10 protein-coding genes are annotated in these 23025 nt (G+C 43.8%); 1 reads left to right on the forward strand and 9 read right to left on the reverse strand.

Annotated elements, in window-relative coordinates; all coding sequences use genetic code 11:
• Position 1 precedes the first annotated feature (1 nt).
• Genes ZOBGAL_RS01615 through ZOBGAL_RS01635 form a run of 5 tightly spaced genes read right to left on the reverse strand, consistent with a single transcriptional unit; the run spans position 2 to position 10539 of the window.
• On the reverse strand, positions 2-2377 hold the full coding sequence (locus tag ZOBGAL_RS01615) for a glycoside hydrolase family 95 protein (protein WP_013991729.1): 2376 nt from the start codon (positions 2375-2377) through the stop codon (positions 2-4).
• 9 nt (positions 2378-2386) lie between these two features.
• Positions 2387-4621: a glycoside hydrolase family 3 N-terminal domain-containing protein gene (locus ZOBGAL_RS01620; RefSeq protein ID WP_084724333.1), complete on the reverse strand. Its 2235-nt coding sequence runs from the start codon at positions 4619-4621 to the stop codon at positions 2387-2389.
• Between the two features lie 5 nt (positions 4622-4626).
• On the reverse strand, positions 4627-6123 hold the full coding sequence (locus ZOBGAL_RS01625) for an alpha-L-fucosidase (RefSeq protein WP_013991731.1): 1497 nt from the start codon (positions 6121-6123) through the stop codon (positions 4627-4629).
• Between the two features lie 13 nt (positions 6124-6136).
• Complete coding sequence (locus ZOBGAL_RS01630) at positions 6137-8125, reverse strand: alpha-L-fucosidase (RefSeq protein ID WP_013991732.1); 1989 nt, start codon at positions 8123-8125, stop codon at positions 6137-6139.
• 8 nt (positions 8126-8133) lie between these two features.
• The gene (locus ZOBGAL_RS01635) at positions 8134-10539 is read right to left on the reverse strand and encodes a glycoside hydrolase family 3 N-terminal domain-containing protein (RefSeq protein WP_013991733.1); all 2406 of its coding nucleotides are present in this window, start codon (positions 10537-10539) and stop codon (positions 8134-8136) included.
• 610 nt (positions 10540-11149) lie between these two features.
• Between ZOBGAL_RS01635 and ZOBGAL_RS01640 the strand changes: the two genes are divergently transcribed.
• The gene (locus ZOBGAL_RS01640; RefSeq protein ID WP_013991734.1) at positions 11150-15238 is read left to right on the forward strand and encodes a hybrid sensor histidine kinase/response regulator transcription factor; all 4089 of its coding nucleotides are present in this window, start codon (positions 11150-11152) and stop codon (positions 15236-15238) included.
• 340 nt (positions 15239-15578) lie between these two features.
• Here ZOBGAL_RS01640 and ZOBGAL_RS01645 read toward each other — a convergent pair whose 3' ends face one another.
• Genes ZOBGAL_RS01645 through ZOBGAL_RS01660 form a run of 4 tightly spaced genes read right to left on the reverse strand, consistent with a single transcriptional unit; the run spans position 15579 to position 23018 of the window.
• Positions 15579-16490: a DUF1735 domain-containing protein gene (locus ZOBGAL_RS01645; protein ID WP_013991735.1), complete on the reverse strand. Its 912-nt coding sequence runs from the start codon at positions 16488-16490 to the stop codon at positions 15579-15581.
• Between the two features lie 28 nt (positions 16491-16518).
• Complete coding sequence (locus ZOBGAL_RS01650) at positions 16519-18213, reverse strand: RagB/SusD family nutrient uptake outer membrane protein (RefSeq protein WP_013991736.1); 1695 nt, start codon at positions 18211-18213, stop codon at positions 16519-16521.
• Positions 18214-18229: 16 nt separating this feature from the next.
• Positions 18230-21208 (reverse strand): SusC/RagA family TonB-linked outer membrane protein, encoded by a 2979-nt coding sequence (locus ZOBGAL_RS01655; RefSeq protein WP_013991737.1) that lies wholly within the window; start codon positions 21206-21208, stop codon positions 18230-18232.
• A gap of 25 nt (positions 21209-21233) precedes the next feature.
• Positions 21234-23018, reverse strand: coding sequence for a RagB/SusD family nutrient uptake outer membrane protein (locus ZOBGAL_RS01660; protein WP_013991738.1), 1785 nt, complete (start codon positions 23016-23018; stop codon positions 21234-21236).
• Between the last annotated feature and the right edge of the window lie 7 nt (positions 23019-23025).

The following is a 23025-nucleotide window of genomic DNA, read 5'->3' on the forward strand; positions in this document are numbered from 1 at the left end:
TTTATTTTTTTGTTTTGATATTCAGTTCTCCGTCCAACAGATAGGATTTCCCTGCCTCGGTTTCTAGTGCCATGCTTTTATCACCATACACCAAATTGCAGGTATTCCCTTTTTTAGAAAGTATTTTTACAGCCATTAATTTTCCTTCCTTCCATGCTATGGAAAGCTCAAATCCCCCACGCGCCCGAATACCTTGAATACTCCCGTCTTTCAATTCGGCAGGCAATGCCGGCAACAGCAACACCCTGTTGTTTTGGCTCTGCAATAACATTTCATTGATTCCGGCAAGGGCTCCAAAGTTCCCGTCTATTTGAAAAGGAGGGCAGGCATCGAACAAGTTCGGATAGGTCCCTCCCGGGCCTCCATGCCCTACAAAATCTGTAGACTTCAATAAAGTCTTTAGTATTTTAAAGGCATGGTCTCCATCGTTCAACCGTGCCCAAAGGGCAACTTTCCAACCAAGAGACCAGCCGGTACCCCCATCTCCACGGATTTCTAGCGATTTTCTTGCGGCATTCCATTCCTTCGGTGTTTTTTCCGGGGTGAATTGCGCCCCAGGATAGAGTCCGTATAAATGGCTTACATGGCGATGTTGTAACTCAGGGACCTTCATGTCCCAGTCATCCAACCACTCCTGCAATTGTCCCTCTGAGCCTATTTTGTCGGGAGCCAGTTTACTTCGGGTTTCTACCAGAAGTTCCCTAAAATCGGAATCGACGTTCAATATCTCGGAAGCCTTGATACACTGGGCGAAAAGATCACGAATCAACTGGGTGTCCATTGCCGGGCCCGCGCAAACGCTAATATTCCCTTCCATATGTCTATTTTCGGGAGATATGCTCGGATTGGTCACCAAGTAACCGTATTCGGGGTGGGCGACCAATGTATTCACAAAGAATTCGGCTGCGCCCTTTATCACGGGATAGTGTAATCTAAGAAAGGCCTCGTCTTCGGAAAACAGGTAGTGTTCCCATAAATGGGTCGTAAGCCAGGCCCCACCTGTTGGCCAAATACCCCAAGCCGCCCCATCTAGCGGCGTCGTGGTCTTCCAGATATCCGTATTGTGGTGTAGTACCCACCCATCGGCCCCATAATTGTTTTTTGCCGTTACGGCCCCAGCCTCCGCCAGTTGTCGAATAGAGGTAAACAAGGGGATGGCACATTCCGCCAAATTGCTCGCCTCTGCAGGCCAATAATTCATTTCCAAATTAATATTGGTCGTGTATTTACTATCCCAAGGGGGGGTCGGATTTTGATTCCATATGCCCTGCAGGTTCGCCGGTTGGCTATTTCCCCTTGAACTGCTCATTAAGAGATAGCGCCCAAATTGATAATACAGGGCAACCAAACTAGGGTCGGTCTCCTCTTGAAATTTCTCTAATCGTTCGTTGGTCGGTAAGCCTGAATTCGAATTGGTGGGCATGTCGAAGTCTAAGCGTTCAAATAGGCGCTGATGATTGGTTATATGCTGTTCCCGTATTTGTTCGAAGCTTTTGAGATGCACCAGATCCAACAAGGTCTTGCATTTAAAATCAGGATTACCCGAAACATCTTTATAATTTTTAAAGTTCGTGGCCGCGAATAAAAGAAGGGTCACCTTAGAAGCGCCTGAAACCGTAATAGTGGAATCGTTTATGATAGTATGTCCGTCGTTTTCCCCAATATTCAATCTAGAAACAAAGCGGAGTTCACTCTTTCTGTTGGCCCTATCGGGAGCGGTGCCCGAGAGTTCTAGGTTATTTGCATCCAAGACCTGGGATGTTGCCCCAATTTGGTTATCTAGGGCAATGGAAAAATTAAGGCTTTTCTCTTTACTGGCCTCTAGTCTAATGACTATGGCATTTTCTTCGACGGCAGAAAAGACCTCACGTTTGTAGGCTATTCCTTTTGAGCTGAAACCGACCTTGCTTATTGCCGTTCTAAGATCTAATTCCCTGCGAAAATCGGTGATATCGTCAAGGCCTTTCATTTCAATAACAACATCGCCCATAGGCAGGTAAGGCATCATTTTAGGACCGATAATATGTTTATTGATAAGGGCATCGGCCTCTTTGTATTTCCCGTCGAAGACCAGTTTCCTGACCTCTGGCAGATAGCTCTTGGTCTCGGGTTTACTAGGGGTAATCGGACCTCCTGCCCAAAAGGTATCTTCGTTGAATTGAATCCGTTCCATTACGGGACGTCCAAAAACCATGGCCCCCAGACTTCCATTCCCCACGGGCAAGGCTTCTTCCCAAATTTCGGCCGGCCTATCGTACCATAACTTCAATTCCGCTTTACCACCTGTTTCCTTTGGCTTCTCGGCGCATCCCAAGAAAAGGCACAAGCACAGCAGCGCGATAGAATTAGTAAAGCTTGAAAGGTTCAAAAATCTCATAATATGTGACTAATTTTTGACAGTTAAGGCTACTTTTTTGAGGTGTTTGGAGTCCAATCCGACCATGATATCAAATTGTCCCGGTTCTATCGTCCACTTACCATCGTTCCAATACTCCAATTGCTGAGCACCGATTTTGATACTTATTTGTTTTGTCTCACCCGGTTTTAGGGCCACTCTTTTAAAATTGCGCAGTTCCTTTTGGGGGCGCACCCTTTCGGAAAGAACATCGTGCACATACAGTTGGACCACCGTTTCCCCCGAACGGGTACCGGTATTGGTTATAGGAATATTTACCGTTGTCAGTTCATTTGCGGCTATGGTTTCATTTGAAAGTCGGGGCTCACCTAGTTCAAAGGAAGTATAGCTCAACCCGTAACCGAACGGAAACAAGGGTTCGGGATCGGAGTTATATATCTGTCTAGGGCGTCCGGTTTCCAGCTTATTGTAAAACAAGGGCACCTGACCTACGTTTCTAGGAAAGGTTATTGGTAGTTTACCACTTGGGTTTACCTTTCCGAACAATATATTGGCGATCGCTTTTCCTGTTTCCTGCCCTAGATACCACCCTTCTACAATGGCCTGAGAATTCTCGGCAATCCATTCAATGGAAAGAGGCCTACCATTGAGCAGTACCACTACATAAGGTTTGCCCGTGGCGTGAATGGCCTCTACCAATTTTTGTTGTGGCCCGGGAAGGCTTAGGTCATCACGATCTTCATTCTCTCGGCAGGTTTCTTCCGATCCGCCGATAGCAACGATGGTGATGTCGGAAGATTCGGCCAATGCCACCGCTTTCGGAATATTTGCCGTAGAGTCGGTAAAATCGCAGCCCTCTTCAAAGGCGACCTCCCTATCACTACCGAGGTAGTTTTGTATTCCCTCTACTATGTTGATGTAGTATTTAGGATTGTCGGGAGAATAGCCTCCCAAGCGCATGGCCTTTCCATTGGGCCCTACAACACTTATCTTTTTATACTTTTCCTTTTTGAGCGGAAGAAGATCCCCTTCATTTTTTAAGAGTACAATGGACTTCTGTGCCACTTCAAGGGCCAGGTCATTATGACTTTGGTCAAAAACGGTTTTCTTCCAATCCTTTTTAGGAATCCCTACATAGAGGGCCTTTTTAAACATTTCGGCATCGTGCTGGCTAACCTTGTCCGGCTCACCGTTATCGGGGTTTTTAAGGACATCGAAACGCTCGTCGTTTTTGATATCGGTATCAAAAAGACCTAGATCGAATTTAGCCTGTAATACATGTTTTACCGCATCGTCTACAAGAGCGACGGGCACTATCTTTTTATTTACTGCCGATATCAGGTAATCGCCAAACATACGATGGTCGCTCCAGCCTTGAAAAAGGGCCAGTTCTTGATGAATTCCAGCCTCCAAACCTTTTTTGGCCGCATGTTCGTAATCGGGAACATAATTAAAAACCCGTTTTAAGGAGCGCATATCCCCATTGTCAGAGACCACAAGCCCGTCCCATCCCCATTCATCGCGAAGTACGGTCTGCATTACGTGTTTGTTCGCATGGCAAGGTATACCGTTCAAAAGGTGATGGGCCGGCATTATCGCGCCTACCTCGGCTTCCTCAATGGCCATCCGAAATGGATATAAATGCACATTTTGAAGCGTGTATTCCGATATATCGTGCGCCGCACCATTGTCGCCGGCCATAGGTTCCCCATCGGCCACAAAGTGCTTGGCCGTAGCCATTATATGGTTTTCATCAAAGCGTTCCGCTCCCATGCCCTGCAATCCCCTGATGTACGATGAACCGATTTTACCCACCAAATACGGGTCTTCGCCATAGCTTTCTTCGGTTCGCCCCCAACGTACATCGCGTACCACGGCCAGCATAGGGGTGTAACATTGATGGATGCCGAAGGCCCTTGACTCCTTGGCCACCGTATGTCCCATTCTTTCGATCAGTTCAGTATCCCATGTACTTGCCATGGCTATGGCTTGTGGAAATACCGTTGCGCTATCCATTTTTATTCCGTGCAGGCATTCGTTGGCACTCAGGTTCGGTATACCCAATCGCATGTTGGCATTGGGGTATTGCGTGGCCAATTGATGCACTTTTTCCTCTAGGCTCATTTTAGAAATGAGCTTTTCTATCTTCTTGTCGGAAGGTCGTGCTTTATCTTGGGCAAAACCCATATTAAACATGACCAAAGCCAGTAAGGTAAAGGGTAAATAACGTGATGTAAAGGAATCCATTGATCTGTATTGTTTCATTCTAATTAATAAGGAGCATTATAGAAGACCTGCATTTTTCGTATTTCTGGTACACCTTCTACAGATTCCAGACTTTTGAACCTGATTTTATTGGTTTCAACCGTTTCGATCCTATCGATTTTTTTATGTCCAATGGTTTCGTACCCGGGATTGGGATTGTACGGCGGTTTGGCTATGGGAAAATGGTTCATCGGTTTTAGGGGAACCCAGGAATCGTTTACAAAGGCTTCCAAAGAATATTTGACCGCGCGCTGCCCATTGGCGATATTTTCCATTAATACCACCGTATTTATTTTTTGCGGTTTGCTCCAGCTTAGTTCAACCGTTTCCCCTGTTTTTATTTGCTTCAATTCCGCAATGGGATTGGAAAACCTCCTTTTAATTTCATTCCCAAATTTTTTGGCCGCGGAAACGATAGTATCGGGAATTAAGCCGCGATTGTCCGGAGGAAGGTTGATAATCGTGTTAGCTCCGAGGCCAACGGTTCTATAATAAAGGTCTACATGTTCCGACAAAGACCTTGGCAAAGTGACCTCAGGATGCCAAAACCAACCTCCTTCATGAAAGGCCCAATGTGTAGTACATTCCCTTACCCTCCAAAATTTGCCCTCGGGATGCCCTGTTCTTACCTCGGTTTCTAAAAGGCCATAATCATTCTCGACATTCTTATCCTTTGAACTAGCAGAAGGCCTGGTATAATTTGTTCCGTCAACTGTATTTACCGCGTTCCACATTGGGTAGACCACAAGGCCCGATTCATTTCCCGGAACCCATGTTTCAGGGCCCATAAATACCATATTGGGTTGAAGTTCGGCTACCAAATCGGTAATCGGATTCCAGATCTCTTCACTACCCGGGGCTCCCCAATGATCCGACCACATAAAATCTATGGGGCCATAATTAGTGAGCAGTTCCCGCATTTGGCCCATTTGAACCTGCTTGTATTTTTCTTTGAGACCCGGTCTTTGAAAGGCAATATTCATTAAAGAATCGCGATTATCCGCCCAACCGATATACCCATCGTACCAGCTAAGGCCGGCATTGGCATCGTGACTTGAGGTGTGATAAAAACCAATTTTCATGTCATGTTTACGACATGCATCGACAAATTCTTGGGCGATATCACCCTTACCTCCCTTGTAAGGGCTGTTGGCAATCGTATAATCGGTAGTTTTTGAGGGCCACAAGCAGAATCCGCCTTCGTGCCTAACGGTGAGACAAGCGTATTTTGCCCCCAACGCCTTGGCTGCCAACACCCATTGTTCAGCATCTAATTCGCTAGGATCGAACTCAGAGGGCGATACTTTTCCATCTCCATGTTCCTGCCCGCTAAATACATTCAATCCAAAATGGATAAAAGCCCCCACCTCCCAATCGGCAAACGCAATTTGTTTGGCACTTGGTTTTGCAAGTGTAGACTCTTCTATACTTGAGGACGACGATTTTTCATTTCTACAGTTTAGGAATAGTAGAAACAGTAATGAATAGGAAAAATATTTCATAAAAAATATAAGTTTATTCCTCTAGTTTAAATTGAATATTGCCCCAAACGGCATGGTCAGAATTGGCATTATCTCCCCCGTCGGTTGTAATAAGGCGAACTTTACTGGTAGGGTGCGGGAAATCAATATCAATATCGACTCCGTCATCATTCCCTGTTAGTGTTTCACTGGTGTATAGGTCAGTCCATAAACCGTTTTGATACGTTCTTACAATAAAAACGACCGAGCCGTTATGGTTTACCATATCGTCTATACCTATAGTGGCCGTTATACCTTTAACATCTTGGTACTGCGATATATTAAATTCGATATGTCCTTCACTGGTTTTACCGACCGGACAAACCATCAGCCCTTTTTGAAATGCTTTGCCATTAATGACTATATTTTCACCGATATAATTTTTATCTCTTTTTACGCCATTATGAGCAGATTCAGATATAGATTCCAGTCCACTTAAAAAGGGAAACTTCGAGTCAAAATTCTTTACTACCGGCGGGCAATTAAAAACCGACATCTGTCTGATTTCAACAGGGTGCACAATAGATTCCAAGCTTCTAAACCGTATTCTATTTGTAGTTACCGGCTCTACTCGATCTATTTTCTTGTGGCCAATGGTCTGATACCCTGGACTACTGTTATAGGGTTTAAATCCGATTAGCTTGTTTCTGGGTTTTAGTTCTTGCCACTTTTTGTCTACAAAAGCCTCTAATACATACTTTGCCACTTTTTGTCCGTTTGCTATGTTTTCCATAGTGACTATGGTATTAATAACTTTAGGCTTTGCCCATGACAACTCCAATGTGTCGCCCTTATGGATTTTATTGGTTTGGGCTATTGGATTTGAAAATCGCTCCTTGATTTCATCACCGAAAACCTTGGCAGCAGTTACAAAATCTTCCGGTATAAGCCCACGGTCGTCAGGAGGTAAATTGATGATGGTATTGGCTCCAAGCCCTACGGTTCTATAATACAGGTCTAAGTGTTCCCATAGTTTTTTTGGGAAGGTCGCCTTCACCGAGTCGGGGTGCCAAAACCACCCCCCATAATGAAACCCTGAATTCGTAGTGCATTCACGGACGCGCCAAAATTTCCCCAACGGATGTCCCGTAAGGACATCTGTTTCCAAAAGTCCATAATCATTTTTCTTATCCGTAATATCGTTTTTGGTTGGTGCCGGCCTTGAATAATTTGTCCCATCAACCGTATTCACCGCATTCCACATAGGATATACCACATGTCCTGTTTCATTTCCAGGGACCCAAGTATCAGTTCCCATAAATACCATTTCCGGTTGCAATTCTTCCGCCAAATCCGTTACCGCCCTCCAAACTCCATTTGGATCTTGTGCATTCCAGTGGTCAGACCACATAAAACCAATCGGGCCATATTCGGTAAGGAGCTCCCTCATCTGTTCTACCTGGATTTTTTTCAGCCGCTCTTTAAGACCTGGATCGTTTTTATGGGCAGAAGACATGGCCTTCCCCCAAGTGGTCATCCAGTCTAACGGAAGGTCAAGTTTTCCTTTGTAATCTTTGAGGGTTGCATTGGCATCAAAGGCGGCGGTATGATAAAATGCGGGCACCATGTCATGTTTACGACAAGCTTCGACAAACTCTCTTACAATATCACCTTTACCTTCTTTATACGGGCTGTTGGCAATCGTATAATCGGTAGTTTTTGAGGGCCACAAGCAGAATCCGCCTTCGTGCCTGACCGTAAGACAGGCATATTTTGCCCCTAAAGATTTTGCGGTCAGCACCCATTGCTCGGCATCTAATTCGGTAGGGTTGAATTGTGATGGTGATTCCTGTCCGTCACCATGTTCCTGACCTGTAAAAGTGTTTAAATCGAAATGTATAAAAGCCCCCACCTCCCAATCGGCAAACGCAATTTGTTTGGCACTTGGTTTTGCCAATTCAAAAGAAGGAGAGTCTTGTGCCGTAGCGCTAACGGCGCTCAAGACAATAGGTAAAAGCAATATAAGGGCTGATTTTATTTTCATTGGTTGGTTTATATTTTCAAGTTTCCACTGACATGAATATCTTCTGCAGAGCTTCCTATCATGATCGTGAAACTTCCTGGTTCGAGCACAAATTCCATTTGCCTATTATAAAGAGACAGATCTTCTGGTGACAGTGTAAAATTTACCGTCTTGGTCTCCCCTGCTTCCAAGGAAATTCGCTCGAAGCCCCGAAGCTGTTTTTCATAGACCGTTACACTGGAGGTTTCATCCGAAAAATAAAGCTGAACGATTTCATCGCCCTTTCGCTTCCCTGAATTAGTAATATCCACGGAAACCACTACATCCCCCAAACCGTTTTTGATATTCGATCGGATTTTCAGGTTCGTATACTCAAAAGTGGTGTAACTCAGACCGTAACCAAAAGGATAAAGAAAGCCTCCTACCCGTGTTTTTCCCGAGCCGTTGGGTCCTTTAGCGGGCTGATCGGCTTGGGCGCCCGGTTTCGAAGGAAAGTTCATCGGTAATTGCCCTACCGTTTTAGGGAAGGATACCGGAAGCTTTCCGCCCGGATTGTAACTGCCCACCAATACATCGGCGATGGCAGATCCGCCAAATTTTCCTTGAAACCAGCCCTCGACAATGCCCGGCACATATTTATCGACCCAATTAATGGTCATCGGCCGACCGTTGATCAGCACCACGATTACCGGGGTACCCGTTTTGTAGATTTCCTCGACCAGTTTTTGTTGGTTTCCCGGAAGGTCTAAGGAGGTTCTAGATCGCGATTCCCCTACGGTTTCTTCGTCATCGCCCAAAACCACTATGGCCAAGCCTACCGTTTTCGCCATCGCCACAGCCTTGTCGATTTCACTTTGTTCCGCTTCCGTTGGCGGGGTGTTCATCAATTCGCTATCGGGCCAATTTTCATCAAAAAAAACACAGCCCTTGGTGTACTTTATCTCTACGTCTTTAGGGAATTTTTCCTTTATTCCGTCAAAAACCGAAACCACATCAATGTGAGATGGACCGTATCTACTTACCGAGTGATTGATGGCCTTGGCATTGGGGCCCGTAACCAACACCGATTTATATTTTGAAAAGTCGAGAGGGAGAATGTTTTCTTCGTTTTTGAGCAAGACAATGCTTTCCAAGGAAGCTTGGTATGCCACTTCTTGGTACTCAGGCTTCCCGACGGTCTTATCCGCCTCTTTCATTTGCTTCCCATAAGGAGCATCAAAAAGTCCTTGCCAGAATTTCACCCTTAGAATATCGCGTACGCGGTCGTCAATGGTGGCCATGTCAAGCCCTCCTTCCTTGACCAACTCCCGAACCGGAAGAATAAAGTCTTCGGGCATGGTAAAATCGGTTCTTACATTCAAACCTGCGAGAACAGCCTGTCGAACCGCATCCTTGCGGTCTTTGGCCACATGGTGTTTATCGGCAATAAATTCGACCGCACGGCTATCGGATACCACATAGCCTTTAAAGCCCCAATCTTCACGTAGAATATCGTTCAAAAAATATTTGGAGGAGCTCACCGGCACCCCATTGTAATCGTTATAAGAACTCATCACCCCCATGGCGCCGGCATCTTTGATAGCACGTTTAAAGGGATGTAAATAAAGAGAAAATAATTCGCGCTCGGTAATATGGGCATCGGTTCGGGCATCGCCGTCACGACCTCCTTTTGGTGCACTGTATATGGCAAAGTGTTTGGGAGTGGAAACCACTTTCTCTTGCTGTATTCCCTTTACCATTTGATAACCGAGTTCGCCTACCAGGTAGGGGTCTTCCCCGTAGCACTCCACGACCCTGCCCCAGCGTGGGTCGCGCGCAATATCGAGTATGGGAGAATACACATTGGTATAGCCCAATAGCCGGGCTTCTTTTCCGGTAATATGTCCTATTTTACCGACCAAATTTTTGTTCCATGTAGCCCCTACCCCGAGTTGTGAGGGAAAACTAGTGGCCTTTTCATGGCACAGCCCCCGTATGCCTTCATTGGTGAAATCAACCGGAATACCCAAACGGGTGTCTTCTACAAAGAATTCCTGAATGGTGTTCAAGGCTTTGATATGATTCGAGGGAGGCCAAGCCTTATCGGTCACGGCCGAAGGGTGGTAAGCTAGATTATTGAGTTGCTCGTCTATATTGCCGATACCGTCTTTCCATATCTGATTTTTCCAATCGGGGGTCGGCAATTCATCTTTCAATACCCTACCAAAGCCATAGAGGGTGGCCATTTGGCAACTTTTTTCCTCTAAGGTCATTTGTGAGAGCAAGTCTTCAATACGAAGGTCTACTGGCCGTGTGGGATCTTCATAAACATCCTTTTTGCCGTTCTTATTAAAATCGACCCAGTTTTTGTGATATATCTTTTGCTTGCTTTGCGAATGTAATTCCTTTGGAAAAGAAAACAGTAGAATCCCAATTATCAGTGCACCTATCCTCATTTAACTATATATTTATCGTTCTTTTTCGGCCCGGCCCGTTAAAAAAACACTTCCGGGCTCTTTAACAGCGTAATGGCCTAAGACCAGTTTTTCTCAACATGAACACCGATTTCCCTTTTCCATAGGGACATGACATGTTAGTCTTCAAATAAAGAGGAAAACGCTAGACAAGGGGTGGACTATGAGATATAATTGGTAAACATTTTGTTCAAAGTCAATAAAAATGGGCCGATAACAACACTTTTAAGACTATTGGCAGAGTGAGCCGACTTTCTTGAATCGATTCCATAAAAAAAGAAGCCCTTACGTTTAGCACAAAAATTATGTTTATCCTAAACCAAATACCTCAATGGTTTTATTTCGTCAATTTTTACATATTAATACAAACAAAAAGACATTTCATTGGCTATAAAATCAAAAAATTCGTAATTTTAAACGGTCTTTTTATCGTTTCGCTACTTCCATCCAGAATATCTATACCTTATCTTTTGTTAAGTCTCACTATAAATCAAGTTTACCCCATGAAAATAGATCGGTTCGTTTACTAAAGATTCCAATAACATCATCATAAAGACCCTACCAACCATTTTTACATTTTGAAGCTTCCCCTATGTCTAAAAATTTTTATGCTATATGGATTTTATTGTTTTTGACAAGATTCCCTATAGTATTTGCCCAGACCCTTGAAAAGGAATCCGCCCTAGATTTTATCTCTATCACCACGGAAGACGGATTATCACAAAATACCATATACAGCATTCTAAAAGATAGAACGGGATACCTCTGGTTCGGAACCGATGACGGCCTTAGCAGGTACAATAGCTACCATGTGGATATCTTCAAAAAGAGCACCTCCCCTTTAAAAGGCCGTAAGGTCTATGATATGTTGGAAGATACAGAGGGCAATATTTGGTTGGCGACCGACAACGGGCTCAAACGTTACGACCCTTATTTAGAAACGATCATTGAGCATGAATTGACAGGCATTTCCGATAGTCGTCCCCACGTGAATGTCCTCGCATTTGAAAATGATTCCTTAATGTGGCTAGGCACTACCGAAGGACTATTGCTTTATCATCTTAAAAGGGGCATACTCAAAACGTACAAACACGATTCCAATAACAAAACTTCCTTATCGAATTCAGATGTAAGGTCTTTGGCCAAAGACAATGACAATCTTTGGGTGGGAACACAAAATGGCTTGAACTTTCTTGATGTCAAGACCGAAAAGTTCACCAAATACTTTGGAGCCCCAAAAAAGCCGGATTCTTTGTCCGGAAGCCATATAAAATCTTTATCCCTTGATCACCAAGGAGGCCTTTGGATAGGTACGGAGCGGCAAGGTATTTCTTATTTCAACAAACAGAAAGTCCGTTTCGAGAACTTCAATACCAAAAACAGCTTGCTTCCCCATAATGAAATCAGGGACATTTTTTACACTCCCGATGGTCATTTATGGATAGCGACCAATGGAGGCGGGTTAAGCAAAATGGATACCGAAAATAGGTCGTTCACCAATTACCAACACCTTCCGGATCACACTAGTGGCCTGGTTACCAATTCCATTTATTCGGTATACGAAGACAGGGAAGGCGTATTATGGGTAGGCACCTATGCCGGCGGCGTATGTTTCAACAGCGCAAAAAACGACAAGTTCGAGTTGATCAAACATCTCACCTACAATAGCAATAGCATTTCCGACAGTAGGATCCGAAGTGTTTACCTAGACCGTAAGAACAAATTGTGGTTGGGTACTTGGGGAGGCCTCAACGTGTACGACCCCGAAAAAGATAAATACACATCGTACCTCTATGATAGAAAGAATCCTTCATCATTGAGCTTTAATACCGTAACGAGCATTTATGAAGATTACCTCGGTAACATTTGGGTAGGCACCTATTCTGGGGGACTTAACCGTTTAAAACCAAAAAAAAACGGTTTCATCCGTTATAACAACGATGCCTTGAACCCTGGTGGCCTCAGCAGTGACATGGTTTATTGTATCATTGAAGATCCCGAGAACAATCTATGGATAGGCACACAAGAAGGCTTAAACCTCTTCGATAGATCAAAACAAGAATTCAAGAGCTACAGCCGAAAAGATATCAGGGATATAAGAATCGGTAGCGACAACACCTTAATTTTAGCCACTTTCGGCGGCATTTGCATCTTTGACACCAAAACCAAGAGCTTTAAAAACTACCGATCACCCCAGCTGTCGTCCTTTCCGATCAGTCAAGTTCTTCTAGATAAAAAATCGGGCCATATTTGGTTTTCTTCATTAGGCGGCGGTATGGGATACCTCGATCCAAGAAATAGCGAGTTTACCATATTTACCGAAAAAGAGGGCCTACCTACCAATTTTGTCTCTAGCCTTATCGACACTGACGATGGCTCAATTTGGGTCAGTACTTTTAAGGGAATTTCTAAGTTCAACAAGGCTACCTCCACCTTTGAAAATGTAGGGCGGCCACATAAATTTCCATTGTATCAGTTTTATCCGCGCGCATCGACCTTTTTACCCGATAATAGACTCGCCTTTGGCGGATCAAAGGGATTGGTGATTTTCAATCCAGATAGTCTTTTAAGGAAAAGAACGGAGCCCGAAATAATTCTGACTTCCCTAAAAATAGACAATAAGGAAGTTACCGCCGGGGAAGCGTCGTCCCTACTCAAGAAAAGTATCTCTAAAACCGACAAATTATTTTTGAAGCCCGACCAAAAGGATTTCTCCATAGATTTTGTCGCCCTAGACTTCAACAACCCCGGAGGCAACCAGTACGCCTATATATTGGAAAACTATATGGATGAATGGGTTCCTATCGGAAATAACAGAACCATTGGTTTTACCAATCTCAACCACGGCAATTACATTTTAAAGTTAAAGACCCTTGGGGCATCGGCCAACGTAAAGGCCTTAGCTATCGAGATAGCCCCACCGTTTCATGCTACTTGGTGGTTTAGATCCCTAATGGTCTTATTGGTGCTTTTCTTGCTGTATCTCTACAACAAGTATACGTTTATCAGTGTTCAGCAAAAGAACGCCTTGATAGTGCAGCGGTTGAAAATGAAAAACAAACAAGATTTCAATCAAATGCGCTTGCGTTTTTTTACCTATATATCGCATGAGCTACGGACTCCGCTCACCCTTATTTCAGACCCTTTACAGCAACTGGGGCGATTCAAAAAAGACCCCAAACAAGACCATCTATTTCAATTGATTGATACGAGTGTGGCACGATTACTGCGCCTTGTCGATCAAATTCTCGATATCAGTAAACTGGAAGGGGATACTTTAAGCCTTCAAGTGTCTAAGCAAGATATAGCCGCGATTTTAGAAGAAGCCACCAATGCTTTCCGTGAATTTGCCATTCAAAAAGGAGTACGATTAGAGTTCATAAAAGAAATGGAAACAATAGAAGGATGGGTCGACGAAGACAAAATAGAGAAAATCGTATACAACCTATTGTCCAACGCCTTTAAGTTTACTCCTAAAAACGGTTTGGTTTCGGTAGGATTAGGCTATAGCAAGAAGTCTAAAGGCCATATTGTCATTGAAATAAAAGACACCGGTATAGGGATTGCCAAAGAAAAACAACATAAGATTTTCGAAGGTTTCTATCAGGTGCAGGAAGCCAAGTCGCTAAACCCGAACGGGGCAGGTATCGGTCTCGATTATGTGAAACGCCTTATCACCCTTCATCATGGAAGCATTGCTTTGGAAAGCGAGCCTGAGGTCGGCTCCCTGTTTTCCATACAGTTACCCATAGAGCGAAAGTATTATCAACCCAAGGAAATCAAACAAGAAGAAATTGTAAAGACGACTTTGCCCTTGCGTCCGATAACCGTACGGAACGCCAAGAAAACCCCTAGTCCCCTTCCGGTAAAGGTCCACTCCAAAAGCACTCCAAAAATATTGATCGTAGAAGATGATGTCGATATACGGTCGTACATTGTATCATCCCTTTCCGATACGTTCAAGGTCATAGAAGCCCCTAATGGGGAGGAAGGACTTAAATTGGCCCTAGAACACGCCCCAGAGTTGATCATGAGCGACACATTAATGCCGATTATGGATGGCCTACAATTCTGTGAAGCTATAAAAAAGAACGAGAAGACACGTCACATCCCCTTCCTCTTCCTTAGTGCATGGACATCGGATGAGTTTAAATTGAGGGGCTTGGAAATAGGCGCCAATGACTACATTGCCAAACCTTTCGATATTCAGATCGTAAAAGCAAGAATTGAGAACATCATCAAAAATGTCAAAAGAGTATCGGAGATATCCAAAGTAAAGGTAAACCTGGTTCCTGATGACACCTCGGTAGATTCAATCGATTCCCTATTTATCAAGAAGGCCCATTCGATTTTAGATGAAAACTTCGATAATCCGGATTTTACCGCGGAAATGTTCAAAAAGAAAATGGGCATGAGCCACTCTGCCCTGTACCGTAAACTTAAACAACTGACCGGACAGTCATCCAATGAATTTATACGCTCATATCGACTAAAAAGGGCCGCCCAGATCATACGCCAAGATTCTGGTTTGCTCATTGCCGAAATTTGCATTAAAAGTGGCTTCAACGACCCTAAATATTTTAGCAAGTGCTTTAAACAAGAACATATGCTGACCCCTTCGGAATATGCGAAGCGATACGTTTCCGAGAGTAAATCAAACCCTTCTTCCGGTTTGCCCTAAACCATAAACAATACGTAATTATCCTGACCTTCGTTTAGGCCCGCCTCCCCTTCCCATAGAAGGTTAAATATTTAAAGCAAGTCGTATTTAAGACAGTCAAAAATGACCGGCAACATCCCGGGACATCGTACGACGTATCCTTTCCTGAAAAAGAAGGCAATAAAAGAAGGAATCAATGGTGCAATAACCATGTAAAGGTTGCCCTGTGAAATCTAGATGAGGGGGAATCGAACTGAGACCCGCCCCAAAAGACTTTATCTTGCCAAAACAAAAAACCCGGAAAGCGAGCTTTCCGGGTTCAATATCATTTTTAATCTTTTGATTTTTATAGTCTACTTTTCTAGTTACCGGGAAAACCTTCCCATCTCCATTCGTTTATACCATCCCTTACGCGATTTCGAAACGTCAGTTTTTCCTCGACCTCATAATCCCTCTCGCCATCGCTGTACTTATAGCTTAAAACGAACTTTCGCTTAACGGGGTCCCAAGTACTCTTTCCGTTAGGGTAAACTTGATATATCGATGCGGTATCGGCAATGATTTCTACCGAATTATCCTTGGGGTCGACCTTTAAGCGCATATGGTAACCATCTCCCCCTCGTGGCCCGATACCATCAAGGTCTACGGTATCCATCATAATAGAGGAAAGGGTTCGAATCGGTGTATTGGGCCCGTCTAAATCATCCCCATATACATATACCGTATCAAGTACTTTTGTTGCGGTAAAAAATTGCTTCAAAGATCCCACCTGATAAAAATTACCTTCGTAGGTATTCATTAATTTCAAGGGAATGATCGTCTGTTCCTTACCTTCTAGAATAGAATCAACCGAGGTTGAAACGATCTTAAAAGGAAGTGCATAATTAAAATCCCTAAGCAAGGTATCCTGCGCCAATTTCAAGGAATCGAATTTCACATCGACCAAACCTTGAAACGAGCCCTTCGGCACCGTAATCTCATCACCCTCCAAGCTGTAATAATCATCAGGCATAAGGGTATAAGGGGTATCGACCAACAAGGTCTCATCGATTACATACTTTACTTGATGATCCTCCTTGTTTTCCCTTAGGCCGCCCAAGTAAACGCCCACTTTGATGGACAATCCCTCTCCGGACACAATTGACCTTTGTAATTCGGGCTTAGGAAAATAAACATCGGTGTAACCCGCGGTATCTACAACATAATCTTCATACTCTTCACAAGAGAAAACCAATGCCAGGACCAATGTCAATATTGAATAGCTATATTTCATATCAGTTTAAATTTAATCGTTCGGAAAACTATTGCCATCCGAAGTTTTGAATAAGGGTATTCGATTTTAAAACTTCATTACGAGGAATAGGGTTGTAATACATATATTCCTCAAAACTTCTAGACTCTATTTCGGTAGCGGTATAGTTAAATTTATCGCTAGCTTCTTTACCGACCTCTATACCTAGCACAGGCTGGTTCAATTCTTCTAAGGAAACTTTCCAACGGCGTACATCGTAATAATACTCACCTTCAAAGGCATATTCGATACGTCGTTCATTACGTATCAGGTTACGATATGCACCAAGGTCGCTTATTGCAAGGTCTAGGTATTGATCGGTAGATATACCGGCTCTTTTTCTAATTACCGATAGCACCTCTTTGGCCGAAAACACCATATCTCCCCCTTTTCCGGCAATACCATAAGCTTCGATGGCGGCCTCGGCAAAATCGAGATATAGTCCGCCACGATCAAAAATAGGATAAACTTTATAGTCCTCCTTATTGGCATTGGCCTCTACATCGAGATTGATATTGTCACTAAGAAACTTTTTTAGATAGTACCCTGAACGAGTCGCTTGTTTGCGTATACCTCCCTGCGCATCTTTGCCTCCGGCAAATACTTCGATAAAGGCATTTCGAAATTCATTTTCCCCATTATGGAAAACAAAACGTTCAAAACGAGGGTCTCTATTCGCATATGGCTCAACAGGATCGTAAATACTATTCGGATCCGTTATCGGGTACCCCAAGCTGTCGGGAAATACCTCGACCAAATTTTGACTAGGGTTCCAATCGCCATTTCCGAATAAGGAAGGTGGAAAATTTTGGGATTCAAGGCTGCCGTTTTCGCTGAAACTACGTCTCCAAAAATGGTCGGGATTATCTACATTATTAAAGTTCCCAAAAGGCTGTAAATCTTTTATGGCCCCTTCATCGATTGCCGCAATGGCATCATATGCCGTATTTGCCGCCTCTTCCCATGAAATCTGCTCGAAAGCGGGACTAGCCGCAAAAAGCGCCATTCTAGCACGTAAGGCCCAAATCATTTCTCCCGAAATTCTACTGGTAAGCCGAACGCCGTCTACATCGCCATCACCTGCATAACGTAGCAGGTCAATGTTGGTAAGGGCGCTATCCAAATCTTTTTGAATGTTGGCATAGCTCTGCATATATGTACTTCGGGGTATATCATTGGCATTATCAATGGTAAGGACTTCATCAATAATCGGTATTCCCAACATGGTATTGGGGTCTTGGGCCGACGGCCCTGCAAAATTCTTTAGCAGAATCCACTTGTAATAGGCCCTTAGACCAAAAGCCTCTCCTCTAATCCGCTTCTTTAGAGCTTCAGCGAACTCTTCATCGAAGGCATCATAGGTAACATTAAAGCCCTTTTCGAAAAATTCGTTGATATGAAGAATCTTGCCAATGGCCGAATTCCATTCCCCGCTTACCGGGGAAGACTCAGCCGTAGCCCCTGAAACGGCAGTACGCGAAGGACCGCTTTTACTCACGACATTATGGGTCTGTGCATCTAAGGATATCCATGGTGAATTTCGAACAGAACCATAGGCCGGATTTAAAAAGCTTTGGGCCCGGCTAATGTCGGTAAACACTTCTTTAGTGGAAACATTGTTAGATGGCACCACCTCAGTAAAATCATTGGAGCAGGATATGCCCAGCAATGCTACTCCAAAACAAAATAGTATATTTTTTTTCATTGTTGATGGTTTTATTTTAAAAGGATACTTCTAACCCCACTTCATACGATTTCAATACCGGGTATTGTGAATAACCTTTATTAGGACTTGGCATATAGCGGTCTTTAACCGATGATAAGACAAAGAGGTTTTTGCCCGAAGTGAAAAACGTAATTTCCTTGATAAACGATTTTTGAATTATATTTTGTGGAATCGTATACTCCAACGTAATACTCCTGACATTGAAATACGAGGCGTCTTTCAACCAAAATGAAGAATTCCTGTAGTTGTTACTGTTAGACAGTGTGGTCAACCTTGGCAAATCATTGGTAGCCGGCCAGCTTTTCGACAATTCTTGAGTATAGGCGTCCGTGCCCCTACTCCAATAGAGCCCGTCGTTGAAGCTACCACCGGCCACGCCATCGCCGTGCAGGCTAAAGGCCCAGTTTCTATATTTCATACCATAGTTTAAACCATAGGATAATCTTGGGGAATGCCCTATTTCATGGTAGTCTTTCTCATCTATGGTACCGTCTCCGTTGTAATCTTTATATCGGATATCCCCCGGTTTTACCTCTCCGAATTTTGAAGGTATGGCAGCATCTATTTCCGCTTGATTCTGAAAAATTCCGTCGGCCTCCAAACCAATGATACGACCTCCTTGATTGCCCATTTGATTTCTTGCTTCTTCAGGATAATTAATGGAGTTTGATTTGGTTACATATGTGGTGTTGTACATGGCATTTGCACCGATGGAGAAGCGAAAATCGCCAAGTTTCTTTCGATAGCTTATACTTCCATCGAAGCCTTTTCTCTCATTGTCGGAAAAGTTAATATAGGGCAGGTAATCGTCATTTGCCGCCAATAGGGCGTATAGATTGTTCGGAACCACCAACTCGTCGTAGTTACGTATGTTATAATAATTGATCTGTCCGTTCAACTTATGCTTGAACATCTGAAAATCGAAACCTACGTTAAGGTATTCCTGTTTCGGCATTACAATGTCATCGGCTCCCGTAAATACGCGACGATATCCCCCAGATGAAGAGGTGGCCCCAACGATACCGAAGGTACCGGCACCTGATCCGCTGTATTGATCATCTTCAAGAAAAAACTGGCCAACAGGACGCCCTTGCATACCGTAATTCGCCCTTAGCTTAAGAAAATCCAACCATTGTGAACTCTTCAAGAAGTTTTCCTTGTGGGCCAACCAGGCTACACCCGTGGCATAGGTAATCGTACGGCGTTGCTTTTTTTGAAGTTGTCGTACCGCCGAGTTCATCCAATTTCCTTCGAACACATATTTTTTAGCCATTAAATAATTGGCCCTAAAACCAATATTCCTATAGTGTTCTTCCTGCCCTAATTGGCTGCCGCTTTTGCTTTCCTTGGTATAAATCAAATCGGCGGTCAGGTCATGGTGGTCTCCAAAACTTCTATCGTAATTGAAGGACGCCTTTATGAATTGGTTTCGGTCGACCCGATCTCCTAATTTGGCCCATCCTGTATCGGTAGCTCCCTTGGTATAATTTCTTAAAACCAAAGTGTCTTGTCCTGTGAGTGTTTTTGTAAAAAAAGGTTCGGCCATATCGACCGTTGGGTCTAACCTTTTTGAGAGATTGTTATAGCTGTAAAGCCCTACCAGGCTACTAAAATTCAACCCCTTGGCCACGGTCGACAAATCAAAGTTCAAACCCAGCCTGGCATTGGCGTCCCTTCTGGTATCTTCTATAATGGACCCATGTGCCAGATTGACCAACAAGTTGGTTCCATACTCGGGGTTTCTTGCATAAATAGAATCATTGATCTTAAACGGCAAGGCGTTGGCGGGATATTGATACATTGTATTGAAGGCATCGTCGCCACTCATAAGGGGCGCCTTTCTTTTGTTGAAGCTCCCCCCTATTCCAAGATCCACCGAAACAAAGTCGCTCACCTTTATCTGAAGGTTGTTGTTCAGGCGTAGTCTCGACAACTTTCTTCCATCGCCTTCGCTTTCAATCCCATCGGTAGTATAATACCCCAAATGTGAGAAATACTGGGTGATTTCGTTTCCTCCCGAAAATTCTCCCGTAATATGTCGGTAGCTCGCCAAATCGCTGACAAATTTCTTGTGGTAATCTTGGTTGGGATTTCTTACGGTATCTCTCTTGTTGGTATATGCATCTATTGTATTTTGATCGTATATGGGAGATATACCGTCGTTCGCCAAAGCTTGGTTATAATTTTTCGCATAATCTTGGGAGTTCATCATTTCAGGAAGAAACGTCGGTGTCCGTACCCCTCTACGCACTTTAAACTTAATAGAGCGATCACCCTTCAAACCTTTCTTTGTCTTTACGATCATGGCCCCTGGCGCCGCGGTAATTCCGTACAGGAACGAGCTTCCATAATCCTTGGCCAATACGATATTGTCAACCTCTCCCGGGGTCAATACCAGGTTTGACGGTATTCCATCCAAATACATCTCACCAACACCGGCACCGCGAACGCTATTGCTGAAATTTTCTATTTCAGGTGAAGCCGATCCATAATTGGAAGTGAGTCCTGATAACCTTCCCGCCAAAGCCTCTTGTACAAATGTGGTAGGATAATCGCTTAACTCGTCTCCCGTAATGCGTTCAACGGAACCCGTGATCCGTTCGAAGGGCAAATCTCCATAAGCCACACTAATTTTTCGGTCTGCATCAATAGTGCCCCATTCCTTAAGAATGATCGAAGTACTTTCGAGTTCACCGTTCGTTACGTTCACTGTAGTCCTTTCGAACCCTAAAGCCGAAATAACCAGTACATCTTCCTTGTTCGCACGTATGCTAAAAACGCCATTTAGGTCGGTAAATGTTCTATTTTTTGAGTTGGAAGCCACTATTGTCGCTTTATCGCACACCTCACCGGCCTCGTTCAATAGTGTTGCCGAAACCTCAAATAGTTCACTTGTATCTTGAGCCATACCCTTATGGGTGCTTAACCACAACAGAGCAGTGATTACTAGATATATGGGTCGTAGTTTTTTCATTGTTAGATCTTTTATTATTAACATACTACCAGCCTGGGTTTTGTTTCATTTCTGGGAGCTCAAAAATCTGTAAATCACCCAATCGAAGTGGGTAGCGGTAATGTTTCTCTTCAAAACGTCTCTCTATAGGTATTTCAAATCTTTCGAATCGTACACCCGTGGGGGCACTGGCGTCATCGATAATTTTTACGCCATGAAAATTGTAATTGTCCAGTTTTTCATGAGCGATTCTCCAGCGGATCAAATCGAACCAGATATGGTACTCAAAACACAGCTCTACCTGAAACTCATTTCTTACCCGCTCTTGAAAGACGGCATAATCGGTAGTGAATTCCGGTCTAACATCTGCCATACCCACTCTATTACGAACGGCGTTTAAAGCCCCAACTGCCGTAAGACTGGCACCTGGTACGGCCGCATTCGGGTTCTTATAGGCCTCGTTGACCGCCTCGGCGTAGTTAAGGTATATCTCGGCCATTCTTATATAGGGCGCATTAATGTACTTGCTGTCGTTATATTTTTTACTGTTCCACTTATCCGGCAACATTTTTCGAACCAAATAGCCTGTTTTTGAGTTTCCAAAATCGGCCCCGTTAGGAGTGGTACGGTCAACCCCTAAAGGATCTGTTCGCATGTCAATGGTTTCATTCTCTGAAAATTTTGACCAAGTACTGCCATGGTACAATATGTTCTTGTAAAACCTTGGGTCTCTATTTTCATATGGATTTTGGTCATCATACCCCGATCGGGAATCCGTAATCGGCCATCCATCGGCGGTTTCGTAGAGGTCTACCAGCTCTTGAGTAGGACTTAGCCCGGCATATCCTCCGATATTGATCCAAAGCCAAGTATGGAAGTATAAATTGGAACTGGGTCGAGAAGGTTCATAATAGCGGGGCCAAACCCCTTCTATGGTGCCCGGTTCGGTATGGAAAATATTGTTGTAATCCCCTTGGTAAAGGCCCACCTTATCGCTTGTCTCCGAAAGTTTGATCAAATCCCACGCCGCTTGGGCCGCTTTTTCCCATAATTCGGTATCACTTTCATTGTTTACGGTGTAATTAGGACTTGCCGCCGTAGTCAGCGCCCTTGACTTAAGTGCCATAGCAGCCGCCTTGCCCATTCTCCCCATCATAACCGGGTCGTTCAAATAACTGACCTTGGGCAAATATGCAATTGCCGAATCACAATCGGCGACGATATCGGTGATCTGTTGCTTATATGTAGGCCTTGGTAGGTTTAACTCGGTTTCTGGAAATATTTTCTCCTTAATATAAGGCATGGCGCCCCAACGTTTAGATAGCTCATGGTAGCCCAACGCCCTAAACAAAAAGGCTTCCCCTTTTACTTGGTTTTTCTCATCCTTGGTCATTACGTCGGAGGTTACATCATCAATACCATATAAGATTGAATTTGAAACATATACAGCTTCCCACATATCTTCCCAGGCCATTTGAAAATCAGGATTAGCAAAATTCTCGTTTACAGCGGCCACCCAATCCCCCCGCATCACTTTATCATTCCCCCCTACACTTCTGGTATTGAGTACTTCTCCCGAAAACTGGCAACTGTTCCCGTAGTTTTTACCTCCACCTGCACTTTGCCGACCATTATAATCGTATCGTGATTCAAAAAACCACTCCATAGTGTCATACAGCCGGAAGGCCATACCGTTGATTTTATTTTTGTCTCTCCAGATATCTTCCTCTGTCAGAAAACTTGAGTTCTCATCACGTCTATCAAGGTAATCTTCACAGCCTACCAATATGACTATAGAGAGTATGAGTAGTATATAGTTATATTTCATCATTGTTGTT

This window comes from Zobellia galactanivorans (assembly GCF_000973105.1).
Taxonomy (GTDB): Bacteria; Bacteroidota; Bacteroidia; order Flavobacteriales; family Flavobacteriaceae; genus Zobellia; species Zobellia galactanivorans.

What these genes read in the sequence shown, in the direction of transcription:
- ZOBGAL_RS01650 (WP_013991736.1), bottom strand. Translation starts at nt 18,213, where the DNA reads ATGAAAAAAAATATACTATTTTGTTTTGGAGTAGCATTGCTGGGCATA.
- ZOBGAL_RS01645 (WP_013991735.1), bottom strand. Translation starts at nt 16,490, where the DNA reads ATGAAATATAGCTATTCAATATTGACATTGGTCCTGGCATTGGTTTTC.
- ZOBGAL_RS01625 (WP_013991731.1), bottom strand. Translation starts at nt 6,123, where the DNA reads ATGAAATATTTTTCCTATTCATTACTGTTTCTACTATTCCTAAACTGT.
- ZOBGAL_RS01640 (WP_013991734.1), top strand. Translation starts at nt 11,150, where the DNA reads ATGTCTAAAAATTTTTATGCTATATGGATTTTATTGTTTTTGACAAGA.
- ZOBGAL_RS01620 (WP_084724333.1), bottom strand. Translation starts at nt 4,621, where the DNA reads ATGAAACAATACAGATCAATGGATTCCTTTACATCACGTTATTTACCC.
- ZOBGAL_RS01655 (WP_013991737.1), bottom strand. Translation starts at nt 21,208, where the DNA reads ATGAAAAAACTACGACCCATATATCTAGTAATCACTGCTCTGTTGTGG.
- ZOBGAL_RS01660 (WP_013991738.1), bottom strand. Translation starts at nt 23,018, where the DNA reads ATGATGAAATATAACTATATACTACTCATACTCTCTATAGTCATATTG.
- ZOBGAL_RS01630 (WP_013991732.1), bottom strand. Translation starts at nt 8,125, where the DNA reads ATGAAAATAAAATCAGCCCTTATATTGCTTTTACCTATTGTCTTGAGC.
- ZOBGAL_RS01615 (WP_013991729.1), bottom strand. Translation starts at nt 2,377, where the DNA reads ATGAGATTTTTGAACCTTTCAAGCTTTACTAATTCTATCGCGCTGCTG.
- ZOBGAL_RS01635 (WP_013991733.1), bottom strand. Translation starts at nt 10,539, where the DNA reads ATGAGGATAGGTGCACTGATAATTGGGATTCTACTGTTTTCTTTTCCA.